Genomic DNA, 1,201 nt, shown 5'->3' with positions numbered 1-1,201 from the left:
ATGGGGAGACTGGCCAGAGCTATACAGAAATACTGATAAAACCGAAGCCACGGAGATAGTAATCATCGACAGTCAAATGAATTACCGAGGAAAACTTGACACTTACGGAGCGGCCCTATACCATTGACAATCCTCCTTTTCTCCCCTATAATAATATAGTCATGGAAGGGTGTCCGAGCGGTTGAAGGAGGCGGTCTTGAAAACCGTTAACTTCGTGAGAGGTTCATGGGTTCGAATCCCATCCCTTCCGCCATAGAAAACGAATCCGCGGCGTTTCCGCGGATTTTTTGTACCATTTTGGAGGCTGTATGACCATTGCAGGAAGAGACATGGATGTTGTGTCCATTATACGAAAAATCCTGGGGCTTACCATCGGAGCCATCATTTATTCTGCAGGGCTGAACCTGTTTCTCATTCCAAACCACATCATCGACGGCGGCATCACCGGTATTTCCCTTCTGGTGCAGGCCCTGACGGGAGTGCCCTTTTCCCTGCTCATCGTGGTGCTGAACCTGCCCTTTTTCTACCTGGGTTACAGGCGCCTGGGCGCCGGACTGGCGGTGTCATCTACCTATGCCATCGTAGTCCTTTCCCTTTTTTCCTCTATCTTTGAGGAAATGAAACCGGCCACCACGGATCCTTTCCTTTCCACCATTTTCGGCGGCATTATTATCGGCATCGGCGTAGGCATCGTCATCAAAAGCGGCGGCTCCACCGACGGTACGGAAATCGTAGCCATCTGGATGGACAGCAAATCCTCCTTCTCCGTAGGGGAAATCATCATGTTCTTCAACTTCTTCATCCTGGGCACCGCAGGCTTCTTATTCAGCTGGAACAGCGCCATGTACTCCCTTATCGCTTATTTCATCTGCTCCCGCATGATTGACGCCGTATCCACAGGCCTTGATTCCTCCAAAGGCATTTTCATCGTCACCACGGAATACGACAAAGTATCCGACGCCATCGTCCACGACATGCACCGTGCCGTCACCCGCCTCCACGGCCAGGGCGGCTTCCTGAAGGACGACAAGGACGTACTCTACTGCGTAGTCACCCGCCTGGAAGTGACCAAGCTGAAACAGGTAGTCCACGGCATCGATCCCACTGCCTTCCTCTCCGTCTTCGATGTGCAGGAAGTGCAGGGAGGACTGGTAAAGGGGAAATAGGGGCTTTGAGTCATTAGGGAAGCACTGATTAATTC

At 51.7% G+C, this 1,201-nt stretch carries 1 protein-coding gene and 1 tRNA gene; both read left to right on the top strand.

Features of this window, described 5'->3' with window-relative positions; translation table 11 throughout:
• The first annotated feature begins 163 nt into the window (after window positions 1-163).
• Window positions 164-253, top strand: a tRNA-Ser gene (locus tag B2Y11_RS06620).
• Window positions 254-308: 55 nt separating this feature from the next.
• The gene (locus B2Y11_RS06615; protein WP_291057533.1) at window positions 309-1,166 is read left to right on the top strand and encodes a YitT family protein; all 858 of its coding nucleotides are present in this window, start codon (window positions 309-311) and stop codon (window positions 1,164-1,166) included.
• Window positions 1,167-1,201 lie beyond the last annotated feature (35 nt).

The sequence above is a fragment of the Dialister sp. UBA1703 genome (assembly GCA_002320515.1).
GTDB lineage: Bacteria > Bacillota > Negativicutes > Veillonellales > Dialisteraceae > Dialister.
Note: the sequence above shows the minus strand (reverse complement) of the source record. Positions and strands in the feature narration are given on the sequence as shown.

What these genes read in the sequence shown, in the direction of transcription:
- B2Y11_RS06615 (WP_291057533.1), top strand. Translation starts at nt 309, where the DNA reads ATGACCATTGCAGGAAGAGACATGGATGTTGTGTCCATTATACGAAAA.